This window comes from Burkholderia sp. MSMB1072 (assembly GCF_001524725.1).
In the GTDB taxonomy this organism is placed as follows: domain Bacteria; phylum Pseudomonadota; class Gammaproteobacteria; order Burkholderiales; family Burkholderiaceae; genus Burkholderia.
This window is the reverse complement of the sequence record NZ_LOYC01000012.1, coordinates 91215-118200: the sequence shown is the minus strand read 5'-3', so window position 1 is coordinate 118200 and position 26986 is coordinate 91215. Positions and strand designations below refer to the sequence as shown.

The 26986-nt window shown below is 67.6% G+C and carries 26 protein-coding genes; 15 read left to right on the top strand and 11 right to left on the bottom strand.

The genetic code is table 11. The features are described from left to right. A complete protein-coding gene (locus WS89_RS07385) occupies positions 1 to 1386 on the bottom strand; it encodes an MFS transporter (RefSeq protein WP_059498781.1) in 1386 nt (461 codons plus the stop codon). 264 nt (positions 1387 to 1650) lie between these two features. Between WS89_RS07385 and WS89_RS07380 the strand changes: the two genes are divergently transcribed. Further along, complete coding sequence (locus WS89_RS07380; RefSeq protein WP_059790235.1) at positions 1651 to 1938, top strand: DUF1330 domain-containing protein; 288 nt, start codon at positions 1651 to 1653, stop codon at positions 1936 to 1938. A 16-nt stretch (positions 1939 to 1954) separates the two neighbouring features. Here WS89_RS07380 and dhaL read toward each other — a convergent pair whose 3' ends face one another. Together dhaL and WS89_RS07370 are read right to left on the bottom strand one after the other, a co-directional pair. Continuing rightward, the gene (gene dhaL, locus WS89_RS07375) at positions 1955 to 3655 is read right to left on the bottom strand and encodes a dihydroxyacetone kinase subunit DhaL (RefSeq protein WP_059790233.1); all 1701 of its coding nucleotides are present in this window, start codon (positions 3653 to 3655) and stop codon (positions 1955 to 1957) included. Positions 3656 to 3902: 247 nt separating this feature from the next. Further along, entirely contained in the window at positions 3903 to 5039 is a 1137-nt protein-coding gene (locus WS89_RS07370) for a sigma-54 interaction domain-containing protein (protein WP_082741818.1), read from the bottom strand. On the opposite strand from WS89_RS07370, the gene WS89_RS31990 reads away from it, so the two are divergent. From WS89_RS31990 to sfnG, 3 genes are all read left to right on the top strand, one after another. Continuing rightward, on the top strand, positions 5038 to 5331 hold the full coding sequence (locus tag WS89_RS31990; protein WP_082741817.1) for a hypothetical protein: 294 nt from the start codon (positions 5038 to 5040) through the stop codon (positions 5329 to 5331). The two genes, WS89_RS07370 and WS89_RS31990, sit on opposite strands and share 2 nt — an antisense overlap. 184 nt (positions 5332 to 5515) lie before the next feature. Next, positions 5516 to 6076, top strand: coding sequence for an FMN reductase (gene msuE, locus WS89_RS07365; protein ID WP_059790231.1), 561 nt, complete (start codon positions 5516 to 5518; stop codon positions 6074 to 6076). Positions 6077 to 6113: 37 nt separating this feature from the next. Further along, on the top strand, positions 6114 to 7217 hold the full coding sequence (sfnG, locus tag WS89_RS07360; protein WP_059790228.1) for a dimethylsulfone monooxygenase SfnG: 1104 nt from the start codon (positions 6114 to 6116) through the stop codon (positions 7215 to 7217). A gap of 60 nt (positions 7218 to 7277) precedes the next feature. On the opposite strand, the gene WS89_RS07355 is transcribed toward sfnG, so the two are convergent. Continuing rightward, positions 7278 to 7925, bottom strand: a complete 648-nt coding sequence (locus tag WS89_RS07355) for a LysE family translocator (RefSeq protein WP_059790299.1) — start codon at positions 7923 to 7925, stop codon at positions 7278 to 7280. Between the two features lie 111 nt (positions 7926 to 8036). Here WS89_RS07355 and WS89_RS07350 point away from each other — a divergent pair, with 111 nt between their 5' ends. After that, positions 8037 to 8888 carry a LysR substrate-binding domain-containing protein gene (locus WS89_RS07350; RefSeq protein ID WP_059790226.1) on the top strand — a complete coding sequence of 284 codons (852 nt, stop codon included), beginning with the start codon at positions 8037 to 8039 and terminating at the stop codon, positions 8886 to 8888. 22 nt (positions 8889 to 8910) lie between these two features. Here WS89_RS07350 and WS89_RS07345 read toward each other — a convergent pair whose 3' ends face one another. After that, positions 8911 to 9801 (bottom strand): LysR substrate-binding domain-containing protein, encoded by an 891-nt coding sequence (locus tag WS89_RS07345; protein ID WP_059498767.1) that lies wholly within the window; start codon positions 9799 to 9801, stop codon positions 8911 to 8913. Between the two features lie 153 nt (positions 9802 to 9954). On the opposite strand from WS89_RS07345, the gene ydiJ reads away from it, so the two are divergent. After that, a complete protein-coding gene (ydiJ, locus tag WS89_RS07340) occupies positions 9955 to 13002 on the top strand; it encodes a D-2-hydroxyglutarate dehydrogenase YdiJ (RefSeq protein ID WP_059790224.1) in 3048 nt (1015 codons plus the stop codon). A 95-nt stretch (positions 13003 to 13097) separates the two neighbouring features. On the opposite strand, the gene WS89_RS07335 is transcribed toward ydiJ, so the two are convergent. The 3 genes from WS89_RS07335 to WS89_RS07325 form a co-directional block, all read right to left on the bottom strand. Then, positions 13098 to 13400, bottom strand: a complete 303-nt coding sequence (locus tag WS89_RS07335; RefSeq protein WP_059498765.1) for a hypothetical protein — start codon at positions 13398 to 13400, stop codon at positions 13098 to 13100. 87 nt (positions 13401 to 13487) lie between these two features. After that, on the bottom strand, positions 13488 to 14642 hold the full coding sequence (locus WS89_RS07330) for a branched-chain amino acid ABC transporter substrate-binding protein (protein WP_059498764.1): 1155 nt from the start codon (positions 14640 to 14642) through the stop codon (positions 13488 to 13490). A 642-nt stretch (positions 14643 to 15284) separates the two neighbouring features. Next, a complete protein-coding gene (locus tag WS89_RS07325; RefSeq protein WP_059790223.1) occupies positions 15285 to 16184 on the bottom strand; it encodes a DMT family transporter in 900 nt (299 codons plus the stop codon). Positions 16185 to 16241: 57 nt separating this feature from the next. Between WS89_RS07325 and WS89_RS07320 the strand changes: the two genes are divergently transcribed. The 3 genes from WS89_RS07320 (at position 16242) to WS89_RS07310 (ending at position 18598) form a co-directional block, all read left to right on the top strand. Further along, complete coding sequence (locus WS89_RS07320; RefSeq protein ID WP_059790221.1) at positions 16242 to 17219, top strand: LysR substrate-binding domain-containing protein; 978 nt, start codon at positions 16242 to 16244, stop codon at positions 17217 to 17219. A 187-nt stretch (positions 17220 to 17406) separates the two neighbouring features. After that, positions 17407 to 18075, top strand: coding sequence for a hypothetical protein (locus tag WS89_RS07315; protein ID WP_059790219.1), 669 nt, complete (start codon positions 17407 to 17409; stop codon positions 18073 to 18075). Positions 18076 to 18154: 79 nt separating this feature from the next. Next, a complete protein-coding gene (locus WS89_RS07310; RefSeq protein ID WP_373558381.1) occupies positions 18155 to 18598 on the top strand; it encodes a sodium:proline symporter in 444 nt (147 codons plus the stop codon). A gap of 89 nt (positions 18599 to 18687) precedes the next feature. On the opposite strand, the gene WS89_RS07305 is transcribed toward WS89_RS07310, so the two are convergent. From WS89_RS07305 to WS89_RS07295, 3 genes are all read right to left on the bottom strand, one after another. Further along, positions 18688 to 19860 (bottom strand): porin, encoded by a 1173-nt coding sequence (locus tag WS89_RS07305; protein ID WP_059790215.1) that lies wholly within the window; start codon positions 19858 to 19860, stop codon positions 18688 to 18690. A gap of 192 nt (positions 19861 to 20052) precedes the next feature. Beyond that, positions 20053 to 20565: a DUF4262 domain-containing protein gene (locus tag WS89_RS07300; RefSeq protein ID WP_059790213.1), complete on the bottom strand. Its 513-nt coding sequence runs from the start codon at positions 20563 to 20565 to the stop codon at positions 20053 to 20055. 19 nt (positions 20566 to 20584) lie between these two features. Continuing rightward, positions 20585 to 22438: an ABC transporter ATP-binding protein gene (locus WS89_RS07295; RefSeq protein ID WP_059498817.1), complete on the bottom strand. Its 1854-nt coding sequence runs from the start codon at positions 22436 to 22438 to the stop codon at positions 20585 to 20587. A gap of 291 nt (positions 22439 to 22729) precedes the next feature. Between WS89_RS07295 and WS89_RS07290 the strand changes: the two genes are divergently transcribed. The 6 genes from WS89_RS07290 (at position 22730) to WS89_RS07265 (ending at position 26926) form a co-directional block, all read left to right on the top strand. Next, positions 22730 to 23296, top strand: a complete 567-nt coding sequence (locus WS89_RS07290) for a TetR/AcrR family transcriptional regulator (protein WP_059498758.1) — start codon at positions 22730 to 22732, stop codon at positions 23294 to 23296. 224 nt (positions 23297 to 23520) lie between these two features. After that, positions 23521 to 23946, top strand: a complete 426-nt coding sequence (locus WS89_RS07285; protein ID WP_059790211.1) for an organic hydroperoxide resistance protein — start codon at positions 23521 to 23523, stop codon at positions 23944 to 23946. A gap of 57 nt (positions 23947 to 24003) precedes the next feature. Then, positions 24004 to 25038, top strand: a complete 1035-nt coding sequence (locus tag WS89_RS07280; RefSeq protein WP_059790209.1) for an alpha/beta hydrolase — start codon at positions 24004 to 24006, stop codon at positions 25036 to 25038. Between the two features lie 256 nt (positions 25039 to 25294). Continuing rightward, positions 25295 to 25666 (top strand): CidA/LrgA family protein, encoded by a 372-nt coding sequence (locus tag WS89_RS07275; protein WP_011549311.1) that lies wholly within the window; start codon positions 25295 to 25297, stop codon positions 25664 to 25666. After that, positions 25663 to 26397: an LrgB family protein gene (locus tag WS89_RS07270; protein ID WP_034208881.1), complete on the top strand. Its 735-nt coding sequence runs from the start codon at positions 25663 to 25665 to the stop codon at positions 26395 to 26397. Before WS89_RS07275 ends, WS89_RS07270 begins: the two co-directional genes overlap by 4 nt. A 223-nt stretch (positions 26398 to 26620) precedes the next feature. Next, the gene (locus tag WS89_RS07265; protein ID WP_059498754.1) at positions 26621 to 26926 is read left to right on the top strand and encodes a hypothetical protein; all 306 of its coding nucleotides are present in this window, start codon (positions 26621 to 26623) and stop codon (positions 26924 to 26926) included. Positions 26927 to 26986: the final 60 nt, after the last annotated feature.

Here is a 26986-nt window from a genome sequence, read left to right as displayed (position 1 = left end):
TCAGCCCGGCTGGCCGGGAAGGGTGTCGCCGCGCAGCGAACACCCGCGCGTCTCGATCACCGCCAGCAGCGCGATCAGCCCGACCGCGCAGGCGGCCATCATGTAGTAAGCGGGGATCAGCGCGTTGCCGGTCTTGCCGATCAGCCAGTCGTTGACGATCGGCGCGGTGCCGCCGAACAGCGACGTCGACACGTTGTACGCGATCGCCATGCCCGCATACCGGACGTGGGTCGGGAACATCGCCGGGAACATCGCGGAAATGGTGGCGAGCTGCGGCACGTAGAGCACGCCGAGCACCGCGAAGCCGATGAAGGCGCCGAGCGGACCGTGCGTCATCAGCGTGAACATCGGCACGGCCGCGACGAACAGCCCGACGAGCGAGATCCACCACATCGTCTTGCGGCCGACGCGGTCCGACAGCCAGCCGGCGAACGGCAGCAGCACCATCATCGCGAGCATGCCGATCAGCGGAATCAGCAGCGACATGTTCTCGCTGACGCCGAGCTCCTTGTGCATGTAGGTCGGCATGTACGCGAGCAGCACGTAGTTGACGACGTTCAACGCGACGACGAGCCCGCCGAGCAGCACCAGCGGCTTCGCGTAGCGCACCAGCAGCAACCGGATCGGCAGCGCGGCGGCGACGTTTTTCTCGCGGCGGTGCGCCTGTTCCTCGAGTTCGCGGAACACCGGCGTTTCCTCGAGGCGCGAGCGCAGATAGAAGCCGATCAGGCCGAGCGGCGCCGCGACCAGGAACGGCAGGCGCCAGCCCCACGCATGCATCGCCGAATCGCCGAGCAGCAGCGCGAAGCCGAGCATCAGGAACGCGCCGAGCGAGAAGCCGGCGAGCGTCGCGAATTCAAGGAAGCTGCCGCACAGGCCGCGCCGCGAATCGGGCGCGTATTCGGCGATGAAGGTGGCTGCACCCCCGTATTCGCCGCCGGTCGAGAACCCCTGCACCATGCGCAGCACGATCAGCGCGGCCGGGGCGAGCCAGCCGGCCGTCGCGTAGCTCGGCAGCAGGCCGACGAGCAACGTCGCGCCCGACATCGTCAGGACCGTCAGCGCGAGCACGCGCTTGCGGCCCAGCCGGTCGCCGAGCGGCCCCCAGAACAGGCCGCCGAGCGGGCGGATCAGGAACGAGATCGCGAACGTGCCGAGTGCGAACAGCGTCGCGCTCGCGGTGTTGCCGGGAAACAGCGCGGCGGAAATATACGCGAGACCGTACGCGTAAATACCGTAATCGAACCATTCGGTCGCATTGCCGAGGGCGGCGGCCGCGATCGCGACCCGCGGCAGACAGTGCGGCTCGTCGCCGCGTTGGATGGTCGCGTCGTCGGGAGTCGACGACGCGGCGGAAACTGAAGTCCACGATGGCACGTATCGCATGAGGGATCCTCGCTATCAGCATGCGCCCGGGCGGGCGCCGACGAGGATCAAAGTAATCCCGCCAATTTGCGATGCCCGATGTCATAGGACGATGTGGGGATCGGGGTTTTCCCGTGCCGGGGCGGGGCGGCCCGCGCAGGCCGCGGCTGGCACTTCGCGGCGCCGGGCGGCGAACGGCGGTAAGCTGCGCGCTGCCGCGCAGGATTCGTCGGACCGTGCAGTGCGTGGCGTCCCTTTTTTCACCATCCATCAGGAGCGCATATCGTGGCGACTTACATCGTTTTTACGCGGGAAAGCACCCAGGACCAGCGCGAGCTCGACACCTATTCGAGCCAGGTCGGTGCGACCCTTGCCGGCCATCCGGTGAAGGTGCTCGCCGCATATGGGCCGCAGGAGATTCTCGAGGGGGACGGCCCGGAAGGCGTCGTGATCGTCGAGTTCCCGTCGAAGGAGGCCGCGCACGCGTGGTATCACGGCTCCGAATACCAGCGGGTCGTCCAGCACCGGTTCAAGGGCGCCCGCTATCGCGCGGTGCTGGTCGAGGGCGTCTGAGCGCGGCCGCGCGCCGTTACCGGACGTGCGGCTGCAACGCCCGCAACCAGTACGCGACGGCCACCGCCCCGCCGTCCGGCGTACCGATCGCCCGCTCGCCCAGATAGCTTGCCCGCCCCGCGCGCGGCGCCATGCGCGCCGTTTCCTGCGCACCTTGCTCGGCCGCTTCGACGGCCGCCGTCCATGCGCTCGGGGGATCGCGATCGCTGTCCAGCGCGCGGCCGAATGCGTCGACGGCCGGCACCAGCGCATCGAGCATCGTCCGGTCGCCCGCCCGCGCGCCGCCGAGTTCGCCGATCGAATCCACCGCCGCTCGGAATGCCGCGGCCCAGTCGCGCGGCGACGGCTCGGCGATGTCGGCCAGCCGGCGCGACGCGCGCAGCAGCGCGGTCGCATAGAACGGCCCGGAACTGCCGGCGATCGCGCGGCGCAACGCGGCGCCGAGCGCCGCGAGCGCACCGGACGGCGTGCCGTACGCGGTGTCGGGCAATTCGAGGATCGCCTGCGCGGCGCGCCGCATGCTCGCGCCGAGATCGCCGTCGCCGGCTGCCGCATCGAGATCCGTCAGCGTCTGCTCGTGGTCGATCAGCGTCTGCGCCACGGCGTGCAGCGCCGGTTGCAGGCGCGCGGCCCACGCGCGGCCGGCCGCATCGAGCGGCGGCTGCGGCGCGTCCTGCGACGCGGCCGCGGCCACGCGGATCCGCGCGTTCACGAGGCCGCCGCCCGGCCATGCGCGCGCCTGCGTCGGTGCATCGAGCAGCGCCGCGCGCTCGTCGTTCAGCCGCAGCACCGAGATCGAACAGCCGGGCATGTTCAGCGCGGACAGGAACGTGCCGGCCCATGCGCGGGCGACGACGATCCCGCGCCGGCTCAGGTTGTCGAACGCGGCGCGCAGCATGATCGCGAGCTCCATGTCCGGCGTCGCGCCGAGGCCGTTGACGAACAGCGCAACGCGTTCGTCGCGATCGAGCACGAGATCGGCAACGATGCTCGACAACAGCGTGTCGGCCAGCGCATCGGCCGGCAGCGGCGCGCGGCGCTCGACGCCTTTCTCGCCGTGGATGCCGAGGCCCAGCTCGATCTCGTGATCGGCGAGGCTGAAGCCCGACTTGTCGGCGCCCGGGATCGTACAGCCGTCGAGCGCGACACCCATCGTGCCGAGCTCGGCCGCCGCGTCGCGCGCGATGCTCGCGACGCGGGCAAGCGGCAACCCGCGCGCGGCGGCAGCGCCCGCTAGCTTGTGGATCAGCACGGTACCGGCGATCCCGCGTCGTTGGCCGCGCTCGACGCGGCCGCGCAGCGACACGTCGTCGGCGACGATGACGGTTTCGACCGGAATGCCTTCCGCGCGCGCGAGCTCGGCGGCGAGCCCGAAATTGAGCCGGTCGCCGGTGTAGTTCTTCACGATCAGCAGCGCGCCGTTCGGGCCGGCGCTCGCGCGGATCGCGGCGAGCACGGCGTCGGTCGACGGCGACGTGAACACTTCGCCGCACACGGCCGCGCTCAACATCCCTTCGCCGACATAGCCGCCGTGCGCGGGCTCATGGCCGCTGCCGCCACCGGACAGGATCGCGACCGGCCGCTGCGACGGCTCGGGCAGCGGCTGGCGGACGAGCACGTGCTCGTCGCCGAGGATCGCGAGATGCGGCGATTGCCGCGCGATGCCTTCCAGCATTTCTCGCACGACGTCGGACGGGCGGTTCACAAGCTTTTTCATGGCGACGGATTCCGGACGGGTGAACAGGGCTCGGCCGGGCGCGCACGCGCGCCGGACGACTTTCGTTTTCGTGTTGCGGAAGATCGTACGTGACCGGTTGCCGTTGCCGACGCTCGCATGGCGGGCGACCGGCGCGGATCGGGCAACGAAGCGTACGCTTCGCGCCACGATACATCAGGTTCGGACGTTGCGACATGGATCGCGATGCCATGGCGCCGGAGCGGAACGGCGGCGCGCGCTGGCGCCGCTATTTCAGCGCGGAGATCGCCTTCGCGCGAATCAGCCGCGCACGCAGCACGTTGCGGCTGATGCCGAGCAGCTGCGCGGCCCGGATCTGGTTGCGGTGACTGAATTCGAACGCGACACGCATTACCGTGTCCTCGATACGTTCGAACAGGTTGCCGTGCCCGCCGTCGAACAGGTCGCGCAGCGCGTGTTCGAGCGCTGCCTGCGCGTCGGCGGACGAATCGGCTGCCGGCGCGGAAACGGCCGGCAGGCACGGCGGCGCGATGTGCAGGTCGGTGTCCTGCAGCGCATCGTGGCGGCTCACCAGCAGCGCGTGATGGATCACGTTCTCCAGTTCGCGGATATTGCCGGGCCAGCCGTGTGCCTCGAGCCGGTGCTCGGCGCGCGCATCGATGCGGCGCGGCCCGCCGCCGAGCCGGTCGCGGTAAATGTCGAAGAAGTGGCGCGCGAGCGGCAGGATGTCGCCCGGGCGGTCGCGCAATGGCGGGACCGCGAGCTGCACGACGTTGAGCCGGTAGAACAGGTCGCCGCGAAACCGCCCGGCCGCGACCGCCTGCTGCAGGTCGACGTTGGTGGCCGCGACCACCCGTACGTCGACCGGAATGCCCGTGCGCGAACCGAGCCGCACGACCTCGCGCTCCTGCAGCACGCGCAGCAGCTTCACCTGCATCGCGAGCGGCAGGTCGCCGATTTCGTCGAGAAACAGCGTGCCGCCGTGCGCGGCTTCGAACCAGCCGGGCTTCGCGCTGAACGCGCCCGTAAACGCGCCTTTCTCGTGACCGAACAGTTCGCTGTCGACGAGCGTTTCGGAGAAGGCGCCGCAGTTCACCGCGACGAACGGCCCGTCGCGACGCGCGCCGAGCGCGTGCACGTGGCGCGCGATCAGTTCCTTGCCGGTGCCCGTCTCGCCGACGATCAGCACGTTCGCGTCGCTCGGCGCGACGCGGCGAACTTGTTCGAGCAGCGCGAGCGAACGCGGATCGGCGAACACCAGCGCATGTGCGCGGGCCGGCGCGTGACGTTCGGGCAACGTGAGCACCGGCGCCGCGTGCTCGGCGGGCTGAAGTCCGGCCGGGTCGCGGGACGCGGTGACGACGCGAAGGTTGAGCGGGCGCGGCGATGCGGAAATGGAAGTCATGGCGATGAACCGTTGGATGGCCGGGCAAAGCGGGCCCGTGCCGGCGGGCGCCGCGGTCTGGCTGCGGCGTAGTCAGCAGAGTGTTGAACGTTTCGCCGCGCGCGAAAAGCATCGATTTCTGATAACCAAAGCGCGATTGCTGCGGAACCTGCAATGGCGCGCACGAGCGGCGGTGCGACGACGTCCAAGCATCGAATTCGACGCTGGCGCGCGCGATGCGTTGCTGCCTGATCAGCAGTGCATCAGCAAATCCGCTGCGCACGGTTCATCGTGGTGCGGAATATCGATGTGACGCGTGAGTCGGGATGCTTGCCACTATCGCGCATTTGGCGGAACGCCAGTTCCGGCAGGCGATAGTGAAAAACTTCGTGATCCGGATGAAATTTCCTTCACGCATCCGCGCCAATGGCACGCTCCTTGCTGACCCGAACCGGTATCGCCGCCCTGCACGCGGCTTCACCACGGGAACGCATCGCATGAGCCACCCCCTCAACGTCGTCGCGATATCGGGCAGCCTGCAGCGGCCGTCGCGCACGCTGGCGCTGACCGACGCGATCGTCACGGCGCTCGGCGCCGCGCTGCCGATCGACGCGCGGCGGATCGAACTCGGCGAGATCGGCAGCCGGCTGGCCGGCGCGCTCACGCGCGCGCAGGTGCCGGCCGATCTCGATGCGCTGATCCGCGCGATCGAGACGGCCGATGCGCTCGTCGTCGCGAGCCCGGTGTATCGCGCGTCGTACACGGGCCTCTTCAAGCATCTGTTCGACCTCGTGCGCCACGACGCGCTCGTCGACGTGCCGGTGCTGCTCGCGGCCACCGGCGGCAGCGAGCGTCATGCGCTCGTGATCGACCACCAGCTGCGCCCGCTGTTCAGCTTCTTCCAGGCGCGCACGCTGCCGATCGGCGTGTACGCGTCCGAGGGCGATTTCGACCGGTACCAGATCGCCAGCCAGGCGTTGCGCGGGCGCATCGCGCTCGCCGTCGACCGTGCGGTGCCGCAACTGCGCCCGCACGCGCTTTCCGCCGCGGCCGCGTAAGCCGCTTTTTCGTTTCCCCTTCGACCAGGACATTTTCATGAGCCTTCCCGACCCTTCCGCCGACGGCGTCAAATTCGCGTACTGGGTGCCGAACGTCAGCGGCGGCCTCGTCGTCAGCACGATCGAGCAACGCACCGACTGGAGCCTCGAATACAACCAGAAGCTCGCGCGCACGGCCGAAGCGGCCGGCTTCGACTATGCGCTGAGCCAGATCCGCTTCACGGCCGGCTACGGCGCCGAATACCAGCACGAATCGGTGTCGTTCAGCCAGGCGCTGCTGCATGCGACGACCAAGCTCAAAGTGCTCGCGGCGATCCTGCCGGGGCCGTGGCATCCGGCCGTGGTTGCGAAGCAGCTCGCGACGATCGATCACATCTCGAACGGGCGCATCGCGATCAACGTCGTGAGCGGCTGGTTCAAGGGCGAATTCACCGCGATCGGCGAGCCGTGGCTCGAGCACGACGAACGCTATCGGCGCTCGAAGGAATTCATCCAGGCGCTCAAGGGCATCTGGACGCAGGACAACTTCACGTTCAAGGGCGACTTCTACCGCTTCAACGATTACACGCTGAGCCCGAAGCCGGTGCAGAAGCCGCATCCGGAAATCTTCCAGGGCGGCAGCTCGCGCGCGGCGCGCGACAACGCGGCGAGCGTGTCGGACTGGTATTTCACGAACGGCAATACGCCGGAGAACCTGAAGGCGCAGATCGACGACATTCGCGCGAAGGCGGCCGCGAACAACCATCGCGTGCGTATCGGCGTCAATGCGTTCGTGATCGCGCGCGACACCGAGGAAGAAGCGCGGGCCGTGCTCGACGACATCATCCGGCATGCGCACGTCGAAGCCGTGCACGCGTTCGGCGATGCGGTGAAGGAGGCCGGCAAGGCGTCGCCCGAAGGCGAGGGCAACTGGGCGAAATCGACGTTCGAGGATCTCGTGCAGTACAACGACGGCTTTCGCACGAACCTGATCGGCACGCCGCAGCAGATCGCCGAGCGGATCGTCGCGCTGAAGGCGATCGGCGTCGATCTCGTGCTGGCCGGCTTCCTGCACTTCATCGAGGAAGTGGAATACTTCGGCCGGCGCGTGCTGCCGCTCGTGCGCGAACTGGAGGCGCGTCGGCAGGCCGTTGCCGCGTGACGCCTGTCCGACGCACGCGCGCGGGCCGCGATCGCGCAGGGCCGCGCGACGGCGTGACGTTCACGCGACGCCCGCCAGCCTCGATGCCTCGATCACCATCTGCACGCCGAGACTGCCGAGGATGATGCCCATCGCCCAGCGCTGCGCGAGCAGCAGCGTCGGGCGGCCGTGCAGGAACGTCGCGAGGCTGCTCGAGCAGAGCGCCACCAGCCCGTTGGCGGACGCGAACGCGGCGATCAGCAGCGAGCCGAGAAACAGCGACTGGCCGAACACGCTACCTTGCCCGTAATCGATGAACTGCGGCAGCAGCGACACGAACAGCATCGCGAGCTTCGGGTTCAGCACGCTGGTCGTCGCGCCCATCGCGAGCAGCCGCAGCGGTTGCTCGGTGGGCAGCGCCTTCACCTCGAACGGCGAGCGGCCGCCGGGCCGCACCGCCTGCCATGCGAGGTACAGCAGATAGGTTGCCCCGACCGCGCCCAGCACGCTGCCTGCATAGGGCACGCTCATGAACAGCGTCGTGATGCCGAATGCGGCGGCGAACATGTAGAACAGGTAGCCGATCATCACGCCGGCGAGCGAAATGAGCCCGGCCGCCCGCCCCTGTGCGATCGAGCGCGACATCACGTAGACCATGTTCGGCCCCGGCGTGACCGCGAGCATGCCGCCGATGACGAGAAACCCGTAGAGCGATCCGGACGTGTGCATGTTTTCCGCTTCCTGCATCGAATGAGTGCTGATGGCGTCGATTGTCCGGCGATGGAGGTGAACAGTAAAACGGGATAAACTGAATCGATTGATCAGTTTTTCTGAATCGACATGAAGAAGCTCGACCTCGATGTGCTCGCGATGGTGGTGGCCGTCGCGGAATCCGGATCGTTCGCGCAGGGCGCGCAGGCCGTGCACCGGTCGCCGTCGGCGGTGAGCATGCAGATCAAAACGCTGGAAGATGCGCTCGGCAAGCCGCTGTTCATCCGCGACACGCGTAACGTGACGGCGACCGACGACGGCAGGATGCTCGCCGATTACGGCCGCCGGATGCTCGCGATGCGCGACGAGGCGTGGGCGTCGGTCGTGCGTCCGGAGATGCGTGGCCGCGTGACGATCGGCGTGCCCGACGACTACATCTCGTCGCTGCTGCCGCAGGTGCTCGGCAAGTTCGCCGCGATGCATCCGCGCGTGGAAGTGCGCGTGATCGGCCAGCCGAGCAGCGCGCTCGTGCCGATGCTGAAGGACAACACGGTCGACCTCGCATGCCTCACGCGAATCAAGGGCGTGACGGGCGAGCTGATCCGGATGGAGCCGCTCGTCTGGGCCGGCTCGGCGAAACGCGACGTGTGGGAAGAGCGGCCGCTGCCGGTGGCGTTTTTTACGCACGGCGGCAGCATGGCCCGCGATCACGCGGTCAGGGCGCTGAACCGGCGGAAGATTCCGTACCGGATGTCATACGAAAGCCCGAGCTTTCTCGGCCTGCTCAGCATGGTCGAGGCCGGCCTCGCCGTCGCGCCGCTCGCACGCTGCTGCGTGCCCGATCACCTGTTGCAGCTGACGGAGAGCCACGGGCTGCCGTCGCTCGGCGAACTCGAGGTCGTGCTCGCCCGCAGCGCGCAGTCCGCGCGCCCGCCGTGCGATTATCTCGCCGAGCAGATTCTCGGCGAATGGCGCACCTGACCGGCCCGTCGCCCGCGGCGCGTCAGCACGACGTCAGCAGCCATTCGCGGAAGGCGACGAGCGACGGCAGCGTTTCGTTGCCCGGCGGGTAGACGAGGTAATAGCTGCGCTGGCTGGTAATCGCGTCGCCGATCGAGTCGAGCTCGCCACGGCCCAATTCGTCCTCCACGAGCACCTTCGGCACCAGCCCGATCCCCATTCCGGCATGCACGGCCTGGATCAGATGCGACGTCAGCTCGAAACTCGGGCCGATGCGCATCTTGCGATGATCGAGCCGATAGTGCGAGAACCACTCGGCCCAGGCCTGCTGATTGCTCGTCACGCCCAGCAGCGTCTGCTTCGCGGCCCAGGCCGGCGTGCGCGCGTCGGCCTTGCGGCCGCTGCCCGTGGCGGGCGGCGCGATCGCGATCAGGAACTCGTTGTACAGCCGGTGCGCATGCAGGCCCGGCCAGTCGCCGGCGCCGACGGTGATCGCCGCGTCGAGGTCGTCGTTGAGGAAATCGATCGCGCCGATTCGCGAATGAAGGTGCACGGTCACGCCCGGGTGCGCGGCATAGAAGCCGTGCAGGTGCGGCAGCAGCCATTTCGATCCGAAGGTCGGCAAGGTGGCCAGCCGGAGCGAGCCGGCGCCCGCCCGATGCGACATCGCCTGCAACGTCGCGCCGCGGATGCGCCCGAGCGCGCCGGTCAGCTCGCCGAAGTAGCGGCGGCCGACGTCGGTCAGCTTGACCGAGCGGCCCTCGCGCCGGAACAGCGGCACGCCGAGCTGATCCTCGAGCGTCTGGACCTGCCGGCTGATCGCGCTCTGGCTCAGCGACAGCTCCTCGGCCGCGCGCGTATAGCTTTCATGCCGCGCGGCGGCCTCGAACACGAGCAGCAGCGACATCGAGGGGGTGAGGCGGCGGTAATTCATGAGTTTTATGCAAGATTCGCCGAGGGAGAATTCGTTTGTTTATGACGGATTATCGAAAGATACTGGAATTCCCGGTTGCACGGAAACTTGCCAAAAAATCATGTTTCGGTGCACGCGAACCGGCCTGCTCCACCCACATTGCGTTTGTGCCCCATGTCGATCGTCCCGTTGCCTCGCCCCGCCAGCCCGTCCGCGAACGTTTACAGCGATTTTCTCGCCGCGCTGCAGGCGGCCGGCTTCGCCGGCGAAATCCGTACGGATCACGCGAACCGCACCGTGCAGGCCACCGACAACTCGATCTACCAGCGCCTGCCGCAGGCGGTGATCTGCCCCGTGCATACGGACGACGTCCAGCTGCTGGCCCGGCTGCTGGCCGAGCCCGCGCACCGCGACGTCGCGGTGGCCGCGCGCGGCGGCGGCACCGGCACCAACGGGCAGTCGCTGACCGACGGCATCGTCGTCGACCTGTCTCGGAACATGAACCGGATCCTCGAAATCGACGTCGCGCAGCGCTGGGTGCGCGTGGAGGTGGGCGTCGTCAAGGATCAGCTCAATGCGGCGCTGAAGCCGCACGGGTTGTTCTTCGCGCCGGAGCTGTCCACGTCGAATCGTGCGACCGTCGGCGGGATGATCAACACCGACGCCAGCGGGCAGGGTAGCTGCACGTACGGCAAGACGCGCGATCACGTGCTCGAGCTCGATTTCGTGCTGATGGGCGGCGAACGGCTGCACAGCGGCGCGCTCGACGATGCGGAGCTGGAACGCCGCTGTGCGCGGCAGGACCGCGTCGGCAACGTGTATCGCACCGCGCGGCGCATCCGCGACGACAAGGCGGCGCTGATCGACGCGAAGTTTCCGAAGCTCAACCGCTGCCTGACCGGCTACGACCTCGCGCACCTGCGCGAACCGGACGGCCGTTTCAACCTGAACAGCGTACTGTGCGGCGCGGAAGGGTCGCTCGGCTTCGTCGTCGAGGCGAAGCTCAACGTGCTGCCGATCCCGAAGTTCTCGGTGCTGGTCAACGTGCGTTATGCGGGCTTCATGGACGCGCTGCGCGACGCGCGCGCGCTGCTCGAACACCGGCCGCTGTCGATCGAGACGGTCGACTCGAAGGTGCTGATGCTCGCGATGAAGGACTTCGTGTGGAGCAGCGTGGCCGAGTATTTTCCGCAGGACGACGCGCGCCCGACGCTCGGCATCAACCTGATCGAATTCAGCGGCGACGACGAACACGATGTCGATGCGCGCGTGCGCGCGTTCGTCGAGCATCTGCGCACCGATACGAGCGTGGAGCGTCTCGGCCATACGCTGGCGGCCGGCGACGATGCGGTGAAGCGCGTGTATGCGATGCGCAAGCGCGCGGTCGGCCTGCTCGGCAACGTGCAGGGCGAGGCGCGCCCGCAACCGTTCGTCGAGGACACCGCGGTGCCGCCCGAGAACCTCGCCGCGTACATCGCCGAATTCCGCGCGCTGCTCGACGGCCACGGGCTGCAGTACGGGATGTTCGGCCACGTCGATGCGGGCGTGCTGCACGTGCGCCCGGCGCTCGACATGAAGGATCCGAAGCAGGCGGCGCTGGTGCGGCCCGTGTCGGACGCGGTGGCCGAACTTACGCAGCGTCACGGCGGCTTGCTGTGGGGCGAGCACGGCAAGGGCGTGCGCTCCGAATATGCGCCGGCGTTTTTCGGCGAGCTGTATCCGTCGCTGCAGCAGTTGAAGGCCGCATTCGATCCGCACAACCAGTTCAACCCGGGCAAGATCGCGACGCCGCCGGATCGCACGCTGCGATTGCTGAAGATCGACGAGGTGCCGACGCGCGGCGATCACGACCGGCAGATCGACGAGCGCGTGTGGCAGAGCTACGGCACCGCGATGCATTGCAACGGCAACGGCGCGTGCTACAACTTCGATCCGGACGACGCGATGTGCCCGTCGTGGAAGGCGACGCGCGAACGCGTACAGTCGCCGAAAGGGCGTGCGTCGCTGATGCGCGAATGGTTGCGCCTGCAAGGGCAGGCCGGCGTCGACGTCGTCGCGGCGGCGCGCACGCGGCAACCGGTCCTGCGCGGCCTGGTCGAGCGCTGGCGCAATAGCCGCAACGCCCGTCGTGGCGACACGGATTTCTCGCACGAGGTGTACGACGCGATGGCCGGATGCCTCGCATGCAAGTCGTGCGCGGGACAGTGTCCGGTCAAGGTCAACGTGCCCGAGTTCCGCTCGCGCTTTCTCGAGCTGTATCACCAGCGCTACCTGCGACCGCTGCGCGACTACCTGATCGGCTCGCTCGAATTCACGATGCCGTGGATGGCGCGCGTGCCCGCGTTGTACAACGGGCTGATGGGATCCGGCTGGGTGCGGGCGCTGCTCGAGCGTCAGGTCGGCATGGTCGACAGCCCGCTGCTGAGCCGTTTCGATCTCGCGGCCGTGATCCGCGCGTGGCGCGTGAAGCCGGCCGACCCGCATGCGCTCGCCGCGCTGAGCGATGCGCAGCGCGCGCGCAGCGTCGTCGTCGTGCAGGATACGTTCACGCGCTATTTCGATACCGAGCAACTGGCGACGCTGATCGAGCTGGCGGCGCGCCTGGGCTATCAGGTGTGGCTCGCGCCGCTCGCGCCGAACGGCAAGGCGCTGCACGTGCAGGGCTTTCTGCAAGCCTTCGCGAAGGCGGCGATCCGAAACGCGACGCAACTGGCCGCGCTGGCGCGCTCGGGCGTCGCGCTGGTCGGCCTCGATCCGGCGATGACGCTCACGTATCGGCAGGAATATCTGAAGGTGACGGGGCTCGCCGACGTGCCGAAGGTCGCGCTGCCGCAGGAGTGGCTGCTGGATGCGCTACCGCAAGCCGGTGCGGGTGGGGCGACGGTTTCATATCGGTTGTTGCCGCATTGCACCGAGAAAACCAATGCGCCGGACAGCGGCAAGCAATGGGCGCAGGTGTTCGCGCGTCGCGGGCTGCGCCTGCAGGTTCAGGCGGCCGGGTGTTGCGGGATGTCGGGCACGTACGGGCACGAGGCGCGTAATCTCGCGACGTCGAGGACGATCTATGCGCAGTCGTGGGCCGCGCACGTCGATGCACCGGACGAGGAGGGTGAAGCGCTGGCGACCGGGTATTCGTGCCGCAGCCAGGTGAAACGCCTGTCGTCGAAACAGGTGCGCCATCCGTTGCAGGCGCTGCTCGACCATGTGCGGGCGGTGGGGTGACGACGGGGCGGTGCGGGCCGAGCGGCCCTTGAGGCGGCGACGATCGAGCGTCGAGCGGCAATCCCCGTGCCGCTGTCGACCTTCGCCGGCGCTGGTCAGGCGTCGGCTTTCGCCGCTTTCCGCGACCGCGATTTGTCCGCTGCGGGAAGCACGCCGACGCCGCGCGGCCGTTTCGGCTCGATCCGCATTTGCCGGATCACGCGCCGGAAGTCGATCTCGTGCGCGGCCAGCGTACCGATCAGTTTCGCGATGACCGCGAGGTGGGAAGGGACGGTGCCCTTGCTCGAATAGTTCGTGATGGAGCTTTCGTTCATCCGGATCAGGCGGGCGAACTCGCGCGCCGTCAACTGCGCCTTCTTCAACTCCTGCTGGAATTCCGCATACGCCATTGCACACATGATGCTTCGTCTCCGTGAATCAGAATTCGTCCCGCGCGGCGCCGGCGCCGACGGGTGGCGTTCCCGTCGTGCCGGCGCCGCGTCGGGTTACATCTTCACCTGGTCGAGGAAGGTCTTCTTGCCGCTCTTGTAACCGTAGATCGAGATGACCCCGTGCGTCAGGTCGCCCTTCGAGTCGAACGTCGTCGTGCCGATCACGCCGTCGTACTTCGTCGCCGGCATCGCCGCGAGGATCTTCGCCGGGTCGGTCGAGTTCGCACGCTTCATCGCGTCGACCGCGATATAGACCGCGTCATACGCGAACGGCGCGTCGAACTTGATGCCCTGGTTGAAGCGCTTCTGGTACTTCGCGAGGAAGCTCGCGCCGCCCGGCATCTTCTCGAGCGCAGCGCCTGCTTGCGAGCACAGCACGTTGTCGGCCGCCGGGCCGGCCAGTTCGGCCAGCGAGTCGGTGCACACGCCGTCGCCGGACAGGATCTTCGCGCGCAGGCCCAGCTGCTTCGCCTGCTTGGCGAGCGGGCCGCCGGTGGCGTCCATGCCGCCGTACATGATCGCGTCGGGGTTTTCGCCCTTGACCTTCGTCAGGATCGCGCGGAAGTCGACCGCCTTGTCGTTGGTCGCGTCGTGCGACAGCACCTTCAGGCCGAGCGCCTTCGCCTTCTTCTCGAACTCGTTCGCAAGGCCCTGGCCGTATGCGGTCGAATCGTCGATCACCGCGACGCTCTTCACGCCCTTCGACTGCGCATAGCTCGCGAGCGCCGGGCCCTGCTGCGCATCGGTTGCGACGACGCGGTAGGTCGTCTTGAAACCCTGCTGCGTGTAGGTCGGGTTCGTGGCCGACGGCGAGATCTGCACGATGCCCGCATCGCTGTAGATTTTCGATGCCGGGATCGACGTGCCCGAATTCAGGTGGCCGATGACGGCGACGACCTTGTCGTCGACGAGCTTCTGCGCAACCTGCGTCGCCTGGCGCGGGTCGGCCGCGTCATCCTGCGCGTCGAGTTGCAGCGTGATCTTCTTGCCGCCGATCGTCAGGCCCTTCGCATTGATTTCCTCGACCGCGAGGCGCGCGCCGTTCTCGTTGTCCTTGCCGAGGTGCGAGATGCCGCCCGTCGTCGGTTCGACGCTGCCGATCTTCACGACCTGGTCGGCCATCGCGCTCGACGCGGCCGCGAATGCGGCGGCAGCCAGTGCAACGGTGATCAGGGGTTTGCAGCGCATGCCGACAGTGCTTCGTTCCATCTGCCATCTCCGAATTGAATGTCTTTCTATTGACGTCTCGACCGGCCGGCCGCGGGCCGGGGCGATCGGACGATTTTCCATACCCGTCACGGGCGTCGCTTGCATGGTGTCCGGCCGGGTGACCTGCCGCCCGGGCGAGCGGGCGGGTGCCGCACGCCATGCAATTCGTATGAATATATCGGAACCCGCTTCTGCGTGCTGCGGCGCACCGCATGGCGGACCGTTGCGGCATGCGCCGGCGCGCGGATGTCGAGGCTTCCGGATACCGGAAATCATGCGCCGCAGCGGCCCCCGGATTGCGGTTCGCTGTCGTCGGCCTTACGGCCGCATCCATTATTCGGCCGGTCGCCACGGCGAAGCCATGGACACTGGCGCACGGTCAATCGGGAACTGTTCGGTCGATTTGTCTGCACAGTTTGGTCAATGGCGAATGCCGTATCCGGTTTCATGGTCGTCTCGATCGAGTGCGATCGCCGTCGTTATGCAACTAACGGTCAAGTTCGGCCGCGCCGGCGAGTGGGTGCCGATTACACCGACCGAACCGTCCATCGAGATCGGCAGAAACCGGGGCGTTTTGGGGCCGGCGTCGCGGCAAATCCGGACCGTCGCGTCGGCCGCGCGCAATTCGCCGCACGCGCAACCTTACGACCGTCCGCGCAATGCGACGACGATCACGCCTGCAATCGCCAGCAGGCCGCCGCACGCCGTCGCGATGCCCGGCCGCTCGCCGGTCAGCACCACCGACAGCAGCGTCGCGACCGCCGGCGTCAGGTAGAGAAAGTTGGCCGCGCGCGCCGCGCCGAAGTAGCCGAGCGCGAAGGTCCAGGTCGCGTAACCGAGCGCGGCGGGAAAGACGCCGAGTACGACGACGGCCAGCGCCGTGTCGCGCGACCCGCCGCCGAGCGACACGAGCGCGCCGGGCAGCCAGGGCACGAGCAGGATCGCGCCGGCCAGCAGCGTGTAAGCGGTGCACGGCAGCGCGCCGTACACGGGAATCAACCGCCGCTGCAACACGAAATAGCTGGCCGAACACAGCGCCGCGCCGAGGATCAGCGTGCTCCCCGAGCCGAGGACGAGGCCGCCGGGCTGCCCTTGCGCGATCACCGCGATGCCGGCGAGGCTGACGAGCGAACCGAGCCAGCCCCAGCGATTGAAGCGCTCGCGCAGAAACACGGCGGCCAGCAATGCGGTGAAGATCGGCAGCGTGTTCACGATGAAACTTGCCGCGCCGGCCGACACGGTCTGTTCGCCGGTATTGAGCAGCGCGTTGTAGAGGGCGATGCCGAGCAGGCCGCACGCGAGAAAGCGCCACGCATCGCCTTTCGCCGGCAGCGGCGGCCGTCGCCATGCGAGCCACGCGATCACGAGCAACGCGGCGGTCGCGAAGCGCGCGGCCGCGAGCTGCAGCGGCGCGAGGCCGTGCAGGCCGATCCGGATGAACGGGAACGCGGACGCCCACGAAACGATCGTGAACGCGACCGCGGCTGCCGCGACGAGCGGTTGTCGCGCGCCGCGCGACGTCGGTGACGAAAGGGTATTCATGCGGCAATGATGCGGCGTGGCGAGATGTTAAGCTAGCGCACAGATCAACACCCGGATATGAATATGGCTCACAGCTCGGGGCCGCGGCGGCCCGACGGCTCGGCGCGTGCGCGTCAGGCGGCCGGCGGGCTGTCGGTCGCCGCGCCGATGCCGGGCCTGCGGCCGCCGCTCGCGAGCCTGGAGACGGTCTGCACGGTGGCGCGCGAGGGTTCGTTTCTCGCGGCGGCCAACGTCTCCGGCGTCACGCACGGCGCGATCAGCCGACGGGTAGCCGCCGTGGAAAACTGGCTCGGGATGGCGCTGTTCGAACGGCATGCGCGCGGCGTGCGCCTGACGCCGGACGGGCAGCGCTTCGTCGGCCGCATCGAGCAGGCATTCGCGATCATCGACGGCGCGGCCGATCAGTGGCGCACGCCGCGCACGCCGCGGCTGGTGCGAATGAGCGTGGTGCCCGCATTCGCGCAGCTGTGGCTGCTGGAGCGGCAGCAGGCGCTCGAGAGCGAAGCGCCCGCGTTGCGCATCGAGCTCGGCATCGAACTGCGCAACGTGGATATCGCGGGCGGCGAAGCGGATCTGTCGATCCGGTACGGGCGCGGCAACTGGCGTCGGCTCGACACCCGCCCGTTCATGCCGGAGCGGCTCTATCCGGTCGCGCATCCGCGGCTCGCCGCGCAACTGGCCAGGATGCGCCGCGCAACGGGCGACGCCGCGCTGCTCGACATGCCGTTGCTGCACGATTCCGACGTGACCGGCTGGCGCACGTGGTTCGATGCGCTCGGCGTTCCGTTCAAGCCGCGTGCGCAGGATCGCCGGTTCGAGGATTACAACCTCGTGCTGGCGGCGGCCGAAGCGGGGCTGGGCGTGGCGCTTGCGCGAACGCCGCTGGCGGATGCGTATCTGCAGCGCAGCGCGCTCGTGCGCGTGAGCCGTCACGAGGTCGATTCGCCGCTCAGCTATCACTTCGTGCATGCGAAAGGCGAGAATCGGCCGGAGGTCCTCGCGTTGATGGAACGGATGGTGAAGGCGCTGCGGTAGCGCGCACCCGGCGGTTCGCGGAGGCGGCCGCCCGTTCCGTTCGTTCGGCCCCGGACGCCGAATCGTTACAATGCAGCCGCGGAAAACGGCGAGATCGCCGCAGTGAAGCGGAATCGCGCCTTTGCCCGACGGCAGGGCAATCACCAACCATTGCAGTACGGGTTCAAATTTGCACAAAAGGGAACCGATGAATAGACCAGACAAATCGTCGAAAGCGCGTGCGGCGCTGGATCAACTTTTTTCCGGCCTGGCGCCCGCGGACGCGAAGCGCGCATCGCCGCGTCCGGGCAATCCGTTCGAAGCGGACGACGAGGTGTCGAGTGCATCCGGCGGTCGCGGCGGAGTGGAAGTCACGCTGTCGACCCGCATCCAGCTGCGCGGTTATCCGAGCGCCGACGCGTTCATGAAACGCATGGCCGAAGCGTGGGGCCTCGAGTGGGGCACCTACGACAGCGTCCGCGCGGTGGCGACGCTGCCTGCCGGATGGCGCTCCCGCCGGCTTCCGGAAGTCACGCAGATCGTCGACGAACGCGACGTGCTGCGCGCCGAGAGCAGCCTGCAGGGCGGCGAGATGTCGTATCTGAAGGTGTATCCGCGCTACTACATCGATGCGCGCAAGCGTTTCGGCTGGACGAAGTCGTCGAAAGCATCCGACGATCCGGATCTCGACGGCCCCGACTGGAACTGCTTCGTGGTCGATCGGGAAAAGTCCGTCGAAGTGCATGAGCTGACGACGTCGTCGTTGAAGGCCGACATGGACAATGCCAGGGCGACGCTGCTGAAATGGCTCGACGAGCACTATCCGAAACATCGCGACCCGTTTGCGTACTGGTCGGACTGCGAAGGGGCGTCGTAAACCGCTGCACGGCGGCTCGTTCGACGCATCGACGGGGCCGCCACGAGGACGACCATTGAAACAAGCGAGTGTGATCCGGATGCTCTGGGCAGCGTTCGGCGCAGCGATCGGATCGACCGTCGTCGAGTTGCTGCTCTGGGCAATCGCCGGCGATGACGCCGTCCGGAATCTGTTGCGCGACGCGCGCCTCACGGCCGCGATCGTGATGGGGCGAAGCGTGCTCGGTACGTCCGGCGGTTTCGATCCGCTGGTCATGGGCGTGGCGACGCTCGTGCACGCGGCGCTTTCGCTCGTCTATGCGGGCGCGCTGGTACGGCTGGTCCACGGGCTGTCGTGCGTGGCCGCCGTGTTCGCGGGCGGCGCGTTCGGGCTCCTGCTGTACGGCGTGAACCTGTACGGCTTCACGGCGATCTTTCCGTGGTTCATCCCGGTTCGCGGCGCGATCACGCTGATCGCACATCTGGTATTCGGGATCACGGCCGCAGTTGTCTACTGCGTTGCCGGACGCCACGCTACACGCTGATCCCGGCATCGATCGCCGCGGGCACTGCCACCGTCGTCCGTCTTGTGATCCCTGGAATGACCTGCGGCGATCGTCCTGCGACGTGACGATCAGAACTTGTGGCGAATGCCGACGATCGCGAGTTCCTGTGTATCGGTGCCGGCGTTCACGCCGTACGAGCCGACCGATGCGGCCGCCTTCACGGTCGCCCCGCTCGCGTTGAGCGTGTCGCCGCTCGCCTTCTGATAGCCGAACAGCGCATACAGGTCGGTGCGCTTCGACAGGGCGTAATCCGCGCCGAGGTTGACCTGGTTGTAGTGCGCGGAAGCCGGGCCCGTCAGCGACGTGTAGTTGTAGCCGACGCCCGCGCGCAATGCCGGCGTGAACTGCCAGTTGAAGAATGCCGAACCGTTGTTGAACTTCGCGTTCTGGCTGAATGCCGATAGCGTGTCCGCGCCGTACTGCGTATTCGAATACGCGAGGCCGAAGGTCGCCGGCCCGACCACGTACTGGCCGGCCACGCGCACGATCTGGATCGACTTCGCACTCGAGAAGCCCTGGTTGATCACGGTATTGAACAGCGTGTCCGAACTGCTCGACCACGTGCGCACGCCACCCGCAACCGTCGTGCCGCCGTTCGCGTAGAAGTAGCCGGCGCCGAGCGACAGCGGGCCGTTCGCGTAGCTCGCGCCGAAGCTGTACGTACGGCCGCTGCCGGTCGCGCCCGCGACGCCGCCGAAGCCGTACAGGGCCGCGAACTGGAAGCCGGAGATCAGCGGGCTCGTGTATTTCACCGAGTTGCTGACGCGCAGGCTGTTGTCGTAGTTGTCGAGATCGCCCGGCGTCGCAAATACGCCGCCGAAGTAGTTGTCTTGCGTGAGGCCCTGCACGAGATCCACGACCGGGTCGTACTGGCGGCCGAGCGTCACGGTGCCGTACGTGCTGCTCGCGAGGCCGACGACGGCCTTGCGGCCGAATTCGCGCTGGCCCTGGCCGAGCGCGCCGGTGCCGATGTTGAAGCCGTTCTCGAGCTGGAACAGTGCGGACAGGCCGCTGCCGAGATCCTCGACGCCGCGCAGCCCCCAGCGGCTGCCCGACAGGTTGCCGCTGCTGAACTTCACGAGGCTCGCCGCGTTGCTGCCGTTCGCGTTCTGCGCGTTGTGGACGTACGCGATGCCCGCGTCGGCGATGCCGTACAGCGTGACGCTGCTTTGTGCGTGGGCGCCCGCGGCGACGAGCGCGGCCGGCAGCGCGAGCAGTGCGAATGACCGGATCTGTTTCATGGTTGGATTCCCCCGTTGGTCGATTGGTCTGACGAGTCGGTGCACGATACGGACGGCACGGCGTCAAGGGAACCAATAAATTGTCGGATCGTTATGAGGCGGCGCGGCGATGGATGCGCGCGCAACGGATCGACGAGCGGCTCGCGGATAGCGTGTGCATCGCACACGTGCCGCGCGATCCGGCGCGCCAGATCAGTGGTGCGCGTCGCCCGGTGCGAACAGGCGCGGCTGCGCCGCGTTCAATGCGTCGTCCGCCTCTGGCTGCCACGGAAAAATTCCGTTGCGGTCGGGCCACAGCAACTGCACGCACGGGAAGTCGTCGTTGCCGTAGAACCAGCGGTTCCAGCCGAGATGGGCTTCGTAGTGTTTCTTCTCGACCGGCATCAGCAGCGCGTTCGCGTTGCCGTAGACGGCGGCCGTGACTTCGCCGACCGGCGGCGGCGTGCCGGCCGCGACCTTCCGGTAGACGTCCCACAGCACGTCATGGACGATGCGTGGCGGCAACGAGAAAACGATGATTTCGGGGAAACCGTGGTTGACCCACAGTCCGGTCGTGAACGAGAAACCCGGCGCGTCGCCTTCTGCAAATACTTCCGTACGGAACCATCCGTGCTCGCGAATCTGATGCACGAAGCGCTGCTCGTCTTCCTCGAGCACCGAATCGGGCGCATCGAGCGCGGTCGCGATATCCGGTCGCGTGGTCATGGGAGCTCCTTGGGCCGGTCTATTGCACCACGTCTTCCGCTTCCGCCGTTTCGCCGAGGAACCCGCCGCTCTGGTGCGCCCACAGCGCCGCGTAAATGCCGCCCGCCTGCAGCAACTGCTGGTGCGTGCCTTCCTCGACGATGCGGCCTTCGTCGAGCACGATCAGCCGGTCCATCGCGGCGATCGTCGACAGCCGGTGCGCGATCGCGATCACCGTCTTGCCGCGCATCAGACTGTCGAGGCTGCGCTGGATCGCGACTTCGACCTCGGAGTCGAGCGCGCTGGTCGCTTCGTCGAGCACGAGGATCGGCGCGTCCTTGAGCATCACGCGCGCGATCGCGACGCGCTGCCGCTGGCCGCCCGACAGCTTCACGCCGCGCTCGCCGACTTCGACGTCGTAGCCGCTGCGGCCATGGCGGTCGCGCAGCCGGCCGATGAACTCGGCCGCTTCCGCGCGCACGGCCGCATCCTGCATTTCGCGTTCGGTTGCGTCGGGGCGGCCGTACAGCAGGTTTTCGCGCATCGTCCGGTGCAGCAGCGACGTATCCTGCGTGACCATCCCGATCGCGCCGCGCAGGCTGTCTTGCGTCACGTGTGCGATGTCCTGCCCGTCGATCCGGATCGTGCCGCCGCCGACGTCGTAGAAGCGCAGCAGCAGGTTCACGAGCGTCGACTTGCCGGCGCCCGAGCGACCGATCAATCCGATCCGCTCGCCGGGCCGGATCGTCAGGTTCAGCCCGTCGAATACCGCGCGATCGTTGTCCTCGTGTGCGAACTGCACGTTGTCGAACACGATTTCGCCGCGCTGCACCGCGAGCGGCTTCGCATCGGGCGCGTCGACCACGCTGCGCACCTTCGTCAACGTGTTGATGCCGTCCTGGATCGTGCCGACATTCTCGAACAGCTCGGTCATTTCCCACATGATCCAGTGCGAGTAGCTCGACAGGCGCAGCGCCATCGCGATCACGGCGGCGACCACGCCCGCGCTCGCCTCGCCGTGCATCCACAACGCGAGTGCGAGCCCGGCCGAGCCGACCAGCAGCAGCGTCGACAGCAGGTGGTTGACGATCTCGAACGCGCTGACGAGCCGCATCTGCGCGTCGCCGGTCGCCTTGAACGCTTCCATCGCGCGCCGCGCGTGGTCGGCTTCGCGCCGCGTATGCGAGAACAGCTTCACGGTCGTGATGTTCGAATACGCGTCGGTGATGCGGCCCGTCATCAGCGCGCGCGCGTCGGCTTGCCGGCTGCCGACCGCGCCCAGGCGCGGCACGAAATACGCGCACGCCGCGCCGTAGCCGAGTGCCCACAGCGCGAGGGGAATCATCAGCCGCCAGTCGAAGCTGGCGGCGAGCACGAGAATGCCGATCAGGTAGGCCGTGACGCCGATCACGACGTCGACCGACATGAACAGCGCGTCGCGCACCGCGAGCGCGGTCTGCATGATCTTGGTCGTCACGCGGCCCGCGAACTCGTTCGCGTAGAACGACAGGCTCTGGTCGAGCATCAGCCGGTGAAACAGCCAGCGCAGCCGCATCGGGAAGTTGATCGCGAGCACCTGGTGCTTGACCATCGTATGCAGCGCGATCAGCAGCGCGCTGCCGACGAGGATCGCCGCGAAACCGGCGAGCGTGGCGAAGTGACGGCCGCCGAATTCGGTCGGTGTCGACGACGACAGCCAGTCGACCACGTGCCCCATCATCGCGAACAGCGCGGCTTCGTACGCGGCCAGCGCGGCCGACGTCAGCGCGATCAGCAGGATCCAGCCGCGCGCGCCTTTCGTGCACGCCCAGACGAACGAGAAGAATCCCTTCGGCGGCGTGACGGGATCTTCGAGCGGGAAAGTCGGCAGGCGCCGTTCAAACCACGAATACATCGACTTGTTCTCCTGATGCGGCCCGACGCGACGGGCGGGCCGATGGTGCCGGACCGGATGCGATGCGGTCATCGTGTGCCGATACGTTCCTTTCGGCCGACGGACGTTATGCCGCGATCGCGTGGCCCGGCTCGAAGTGTCGCATTGATTCGACCGCGCTGCAGGCGGGTTGTAAGCCGCCGCCGGCCGCGCGAACGGCGCCGTACTCGCGCATCGGGTCCTCAGGAATGGACATCGCGCCCCTAAAAAAACCGCTTGACTATCTATCTATTAGTAGATAAAGTTCGATCCATGGAAACGAAACCGACCGTCCGCGAACAGATTCTCGACCACGCGATCACGCTGATGATGCAGCGCGGTTACAACGGCTTCAGCTATCGAGACCTGTCCGACCTGGTGGGCGTGAAGACGTCGAGCATCCACTACTACTTCCCGTCGAAGGACGATCTCGTGCTGGAAGCGGTGGCGGCGTACAGCGACGAAGTGCTCGCGGCCGTGCGGGCGATCGATGCGGCCTTGCCGGCCGACGTGAAGCTGAGCCTGTACACGAAGATGTTCGGTCGCACGCTCGGTGACGGCAATCTGATCTGCCTCTGCGGGATGCTCGCGGCCGACATCGAAACGTTGCCGGAGAACGTGCGGCAGGCCGTGCAGGCATTCTTCACGGCCAACGAACGCTGGCTGGCGGAATTGCTCGCGCAAGGCGCGAAGGAAGGCACGCTGCAGTTCAGCGGCGAGCCCGACACGGCGGCGCGCACGTTGTACGCGGCGTTTCAGGGCAGCGTGCTGGCCAGCCGGCTGTTTCACACGCGGGCGCGTCTCGAGGACGTCGAGGCCGTCTGGAAAACGCGGCCCTGACGGGCGGCGCAAGCAGTGGGGCGGTTCGCCGCCCTTTTAATGAATCTCGCTATCTATCATGTAGTAGATAGATGGCTCGCGCAGATGGATCGACCATCTGCATTTTTTGGGGAAGTTTATCTATCTATGAGTAGATAAATTGATGCGATGCCGGCGGAGAAGCCGCCGGCACGCGGTCCCCGGTTCGAAGGCTGTTTCATTCATTTGCTGAAAAGGAGTCTGTCATGTCGATCGAAAAAGTGCTGTACCGCGCTCATGCAAAAGCCACCGGCGGCCGCGACGGCCGTGCGACGGTGCCCGAAAGCGGTCTCGACCTGAAGCTGACCACGCCGCGCGAGCTCGGCGGCGCGGGCGGTGCGGGCGCGAACCCCGAGCAACTGTTCGCCGCCGGCTACAGCGCGTGTTTCATCGGTGCGATGAAGTTCGTCGCGGCGCGCGACAAGATCGCGATGCCCACGGACGCCGCGATCGAAGGCAGCGTCGGTATCGGCGCGATCCCGAACGGGTTCGGCATCGAAGTGGAACTGAAGATCTCGCTGCCCGGCCTCGATCGCGACATCGCGCAAACGCTGATCGACCGCGCGCACGTCGTCTGCCCGTACTCGAACGCGACGCGCGGCAATATCGACGTCACGCTCACGCTCGTCTGATCGATCGCACTGCAAAACATTCATCGCCATTCGTAGAATCAACCAAGGAGTCGCACCATGAAGATCGTCAAGCCGCTGCTGATCGCCGCCGCCGTTGCAGCCGCGTTGTCCACCGCACCTGCCGCGTTCGCCGCCGGCGCCGACACCGTCCGTCCCGATGCGAAGACGAGCGCGTTCCTCGCCGCGCTGAACGGCCAGAAGGGCCCGGGCCTCGAAACGCTGAGCCCCGCGAAGGCGCGCCAGGTGCTCGTCGACGCGCAGAATGGCGTGAAGGTCGATCTGTCCGGCATCGACGTGTCGAACCGCACGATCGAGCAGGACGGCCTGTCGGTGCCGGTCACGATCGTGCGTCCGCAAGGCGCGACGGGCACGCTGCCGGTATTCGTGTTCATCCACGGCGGCGGTTGGGTGCTCGGCGATTTCCCGACGCACGAGCGCCTCGTGCGCGATCTCGTCGTGCAGTCGGGCGCCGTCGCGGTGTTCGTGAACTACACGCCGTCGCCGGAAGCGCGTTACCCGGTCGCGATCAACCAGGCGTATGCGGCGACCAAATGGGTGGCCGCGCACGGCGCGGAGATCGGCGTCGACGGCAGCCGCCTCGCGGTGGTCGGCAACAGCGTCGGCGGGAACATGTCGGCCGTCGTCGCGTTGATGGCAAAGGACAAGGGCGGCCCCGCGATCCGTTTCCAGGGGCTGATGTGGCCGGTCACGGATCACGACTTCGACACGGGCTCGTACCGCGCGTATCAGCAGGGCCACTTCCTGACGCGGCCGATGATGAAGTGGTTCTGGGACGCCTATACGAAGAACGAAGCGCAACGCAACGAGATCTACGCGTCGCCGCTGCGCGCGAGCCTTGCGCAGTTGAAGGGGTTGCCGCCCGCGCTGATCCAGGTCGCGCAGTTCGACGTGTTGCGTGACGAAGGCGAAGCGTACGGTCGCAAGCTCGACGCGGCCGGCGTGGACGCGACGACCACGCGCTACGACGGCACGATCCACGATTTCGGTTTGCTGAACGCGTTGGCCGACGATGCACCGACGAAGGCCGCGATCAAGGCGATGGCCAATGAAATCGCGACGCGGCTGAAGTAACGCGATCGAGGTCGTTCGAACCTGAACGGCAGGACGGCGGGCACATGCCCGCCGTTCTTGCGTGCGGGCGTTTCGTTCATGCCCGGCCGTGCGCCGAGGGAAACGGTCGAATGGCGAGCGCGAAATCGCACGATCGCGCCCGGCCGCCGGCATTGTTGGTACGATCGCGCGTATCGTTCACGCCGGCGTCGCAAGCCGCCGGCTCATCGGCCGTGCGGCTGCACGGCAGCGCGGCCACGTTCGGGAGAAGCGGTTCATGTTGCAGGCGTTCGCGGTCTTGCTGATCTTCCAGTGTCTCGGGGAAGGGGTGTCCTATTTGTTCGGCCTGCCGGTGCCGGGCCCGGTGATCGGCATGCTGCTGCTGTTCGGCTTCGTGATGCTGCGCCCGCAGGTGGCCGATGCGATCGAGCCGACCGCGCTCGAGCTGCTGCGTCACCTGTCGCTGCTGTTCGTGCCGGCCGGCGTCGGCATCATGGTGTCGGCCGACCGCGTGCGCGGCGACGCGGTCGCGGTCGTCGTCGCGCTGGCCGTCAGCACCACGCTCGCGATCGCGGTGACGGCGCTCGTCACGCGTGCGTTGCTGCGACGCCAGCGCCGCGCGGGCGGCACTGCGGAGGGCGCGCAATGACGGCCTTCCCGAAGCTCGGCGCGATCTGGGTCTATCTCGCCGCGAGCCCGCTGCTCGGCCTGACCATCACGCTGGTCGCGTATCTGTTCGCCCAGGCCGTCTATGCGCGGGCACGCTTCAACCCGCTCGCGAATCCGGTGCTGATCGCGGTCGCGGTGATCGTCGTGCTGCTGACGCTCACGCATACGCCGTATCCGACGTATTTCGAAGGCGCGCAGTTCGTCCATTTCCTGCTCGGCCCCGCGACCGTCGCGCTCGCGCTGCCGCTGTACCGCCAGTGGTCGAAGCTGCGGCGCACCGCGCTGCCGTTGCTCGTCGGCCTGCTCGCGGGGTCGCTGACCGCGATCGTGTCGGCGGTCGGTATCGCCGCGCTGTTCGGGGCGTCGCACCAGACGATCGCATCGCTTGCGCCGAAATCGGCGACGACGCCGATCGCGATGGCCGTCGCCGCCGAGATCGGCGGCATTCCGTCGCTCACGGCCGTGCTCGTGATCTCGACCGGGATCTTCGGCGCGGTGTGCGCGCGTGGGATCCTCAATCTGCTGCGGGTCGACGAGCCGGCCGTGCGCGGCTTCGCGCTCGGCGTCGCGTCGCACGGCATCGGCACCGCGCGTGCGTTCCAGGTCAGCGAGGAAGCCGGTGCGTTTGCCGGGCTCGGGATGGGGTTGAACGGCGTGCTGACGGCGTTCGTCGTGCCGATCCTGCTGCCGGTGCTGTCGCGCTGGATCTGAGCGCGCGGCCGCCGGGGTATCGGTTTCCCCGATGGTGCGGACGACAGGCCGACAGGATGGCGCTCACGGCGCGCATGTATCGTCGGCGTTATCAGGAGAATTCAGGAACGCCCAAGGACATTTGCGCAGCGATCGGCTAACGTTGCATCGGCGCCGTTGTCGCAAGCCGTCGCGTGCACGCCGGTGTCCGACCCACACTCAACAATCGACAAGGAGATCGGCCATGAAGCAGTCTCGCGTGGTTTCGGTGGCAGTAGCGGTAGCGGCGTCGTTCGGTCTGTTGTTGACCGTCGCGCCGACGGCATACGCGCAGGACCCGGCATCCGCGCCGGCGCAAAAGCAGCTCGACAAGGCACAGAAGAAGGCGGCGCGCAAGGCGGCCCGCGCGCGGCACGCGTCGGACCTGAAGGCGATCGGCACCGGCAGCGGCTACCGGTTGACCAACGACCAGAGCAACTATCCGCAGAACGCCGTGCAGAAGGCGCCCGCGACGAAGGCGGCGCCGGCCGCACCGGCTTCGGGCCAGTAACGGTCGAACGCGTTGCACAAGACGAACGGCGCCGGTCGACCCGGCGCCGTTCGTTCATGT

Bases quoted from the DNA above. Each gene is read 5' to 3' on its own strand.
- sfnG (WP_059790228.1), top strand. From the start codon at position 6,114: ATGAGCCTTCCCGACCCTTCCGCCGACGGCGTCAAATTCGCGTACTGG.
- ydiJ (WP_059790224.1), top strand. From the start codon at position 9,955: ATGTCGATCGTCCCGTTGCCTCGCCCCGCCAGCCCGTCCGCGAACGTT.
- WS89_RS07315 (WP_059790219.1), top strand. From the start codon at position 17,407: ATGAATAGACCAGACAAATCGTCGAAAGCGCGTGCGGCGCTGGATCAA.
- WS89_RS07330 (WP_059498764.1), bottom strand. From the start codon at position 14,642: ATGGAACGAAGCACTGTCGGCATGCGCTGCAAACCCCTGATCACCGTT.
- WS89_RS07350 (WP_059790226.1), top strand. From the start codon at position 8,037: ATGAAGAAGCTCGACCTCGATGTGCTCGCGATGGTGGTGGCCGTCGCG.
- WS89_RS07345 (WP_059498767.1), bottom strand. From the start codon at position 9,801: ATGAATTACCGCCGCCTCACCCCCTCGATGTCGCTGCTGCTCGTGTTC.
- WS89_RS07275 (WP_011549311.1), top strand. From the start codon at position 25,295: ATGTTGCAGGCGTTCGCGGTCTTGCTGATCTTCCAGTGTCTCGGGGAA.
- WS89_RS31990 (WP_082741817.1), top strand. From the start codon at position 5,038: ATGGCGATGAACCGTTGGATGGCCGGGCAAAGCGGGCCCGTGCCGGCG.
- WS89_RS07325 (WP_059790223.1), bottom strand. From the start codon at position 16,184: ATGAATACCCTTTCGTCACCGACGTCGCGCGGCGCGCGACAACCGCTC.
- WS89_RS07335 (WP_059498765.1), bottom strand. From the start codon at position 13,400: ATGTGTGCAATGGCGTATGCGGAATTCCAGCAGGAGTTGAAGAAGGCG.
- WS89_RS07320 (WP_059790221.1), top strand. From the start codon at position 16,242: ATGAATATGGCTCACAGCTCGGGGCCGCGGCGGCCCGACGGCTCGGCG.
- WS89_RS07270 (WP_034208881.1), top strand. From the start codon at position 25,663: ATGACGGCCTTCCCGAAGCTCGGCGCGATCTGGGTCTATCTCGCCGCG.
- WS89_RS07370 (WP_082741818.1), bottom strand. From the start codon at position 5,039: ATGACTTCCATTTCCGCATCGCCGCGCCCGCTCAACCTTCGCGTCGTC.
- WS89_RS07285 (WP_059790211.1), top strand. From the start codon at position 23,521: ATGTCGATCGAAAAAGTGCTGTACCGCGCTCATGCAAAAGCCACCGGC.
- WS89_RS07295 (WP_059498817.1), bottom strand. From the start codon at position 22,438: ATGTATTCGTGGTTTGAACGGCGCCTGCCGACTTTCCCGCTCGAAGAT.
- dhaL (WP_059790233.1), bottom strand. From the start codon at position 3,655: ATGAAAAAGCTTGTGAACCGCCCGTCCGACGTCGTGCGAGAAATGCTG.
- WS89_RS07280 (WP_059790209.1), top strand. From the start codon at position 24,004: ATGAAGATCGTCAAGCCGCTGCTGATCGCCGCCGCCGTTGCAGCCGCG.
- WS89_RS07265 (WP_059498754.1), top strand. From the start codon at position 26,621: ATGAAGCAGTCTCGCGTGGTTTCGGTGGCAGTAGCGGTAGCGGCGTCG.
- WS89_RS07310 (WP_373558381.1), top strand. From the start codon at position 18,155: ATGCTCTGGGCAGCGTTCGGCGCAGCGATCGGATCGACCGTCGTCGAG.
- WS89_RS07305 (WP_059790215.1), bottom strand. From the start codon at position 19,860: ATGAAACAGATCCGGTCATTCGCACTGCTCGCGCTGCCGGCCGCGCTC.
- WS89_RS07300 (WP_059790213.1), bottom strand. From the start codon at position 20,565: ATGACCACGCGACCGGATATCGCGACCGCGCTCGATGCGCCCGATTCG.
- WS89_RS07355 (WP_059790299.1), bottom strand. From the start codon at position 7,925: ATGCACACGTCCGGATCGCTCTACGGGTTTCTCGTCATCGGCGGCATG.
- msuE (WP_059790231.1), top strand. From the start codon at position 5,516: ATGAGCCACCCCCTCAACGTCGTCGCGATATCGGGCAGCCTGCAGCGG.
- WS89_RS07290 (WP_059498758.1), top strand. From the start codon at position 22,730: ATGGAAACGAAACCGACCGTCCGCGAACAGATTCTCGACCACGCGATC.
- WS89_RS07385 (WP_059498781.1), bottom strand. From the start codon at position 1,386: ATGCGATACGTGCCATCGTGGACTTCAGTTTCCGCCGCGTCGTCGACT.